The 1,203-nt window shown below is 37.9% G+C and carries 2 protein-coding genes; both read left to right on the top strand.

Annotated features, from left to right (window positions below; translation table 11 throughout):
- Positions 1–453 (top strand): solute carrier family 23 protein (locus H964_RS09020; protein WP_039766862.1); only part of this gene is annotated, 453 nt, incomplete at its 5' end.
- A 54-nt stretch (positions 454–507) separates the two neighbouring features.
- Positions 508–1,203: aspartate carbamoyltransferase catalytic subunit (locus H964_RS09025; protein ID WP_039766865.1), on the top strand; the 696-nt coding region annotated here is incomplete at its 3' end.

Below are 1,203 nucleotides of genomic sequence, written 5' to 3' on the forward strand. Positions count from 1 at the left end.
TTTGGTGGTCCACCTAACACAACTTATGGAGAGAATATTGGTGTTATGGCAATAACAAAGGTTTATAGCACATGGGTGATTCTCTGGGCAGCTATAATTGCTATTCTTCTTTCGTTTGTGCAAAAACTCGGTGCTCTGATACAGGTCATTCCTGCACCGGTTATTGGTGGAATTAGCATTCTTCTTTTTGGAGTTATTGCCTCATCTGGCTTGAGAATGATGATTGAGAATAAAGTGGACCTTTCTCAAACCAGGAACTTGGTTATTGCATCAGTTATTCTCATAATTGGTGTTGGAGGCACAAAACTTAAGATTTTCAACATTGAGTTTGAAGGAATGGCTCTGGCTACATTCGTTGGGATTATATTAAATCTTCTTTTACCAGAAGCAAAGACAGTTTCAAAAGACGAGATTATTTCAGAATCAGGCATTGTCAACAATGCAGAAATATAAGATTGGGTAGGGAATTATCCCTACCTTTTTTATAAGCATTTGGAGGTGAATAATTTGAAACATCTGCTTGGACTTAAAGACCTTTCAAAAGAGGAAATACTAAAGATTTTAAATCTCGCTAAGGATATGAAATTAATTCTAAAAAGTGAGACAAAAAAGACACCTCACCTGCAAGGATATTCTGCTGTACTACTTTTTTATGAAAACAGTACACGTACAAGAACATCTTTTGAGCTTGCAGCAAAATTCATGAGCGCAAACACAACATCTATTTCTGTTGCAACAAGCAGCGTCCAAAAAGGCGAGTCGCTCTTGGACACAGTCAGAACTTTAGAAGCTTTGAAGACCGACGTTTTAATTGTACGCCACTCTGTGTCAGGTGCTGCTCATTTTATAGCAAAAAACTGTTCATTTTCGGTTATCAATGCGGGAGATGGAATGAACGAACATCCAACTCAAGCCTTGCTTGACATGTTTACAATAAGAGAAAGGCTTGGCAAACTTGAAAATCTCAAGATTGCTATAATTGGCGATATTCTCCACAGCCGAGTTGCAAGAAGTAACATCTGGGGACTCAAAAAATTTGGAAATGAAATAACAGTATACGGTCCACAGACGCTTTTGCCACCCTTTATAGACAAGTTTGCAAATGTTGCCTCATCCTTAGAAGAGGCAGTAACTAACAAGGATGTAGTAATTGACCTTAGAATTCAGCTTGAGAGGCAAAAAAGAGGATTGATTTCTTCAAAA

This window comes from Caldicellulosiruptor sp. F32 (genome assembly GCF_000404025.1).
Classification (GTDB): domain Bacteria; phylum Bacillota; class Thermoanaerobacteria; order Caldicellulosiruptorales; family Caldicellulosiruptoraceae; genus Caldicellulosiruptor; species Caldicellulosiruptor saccharolyticus.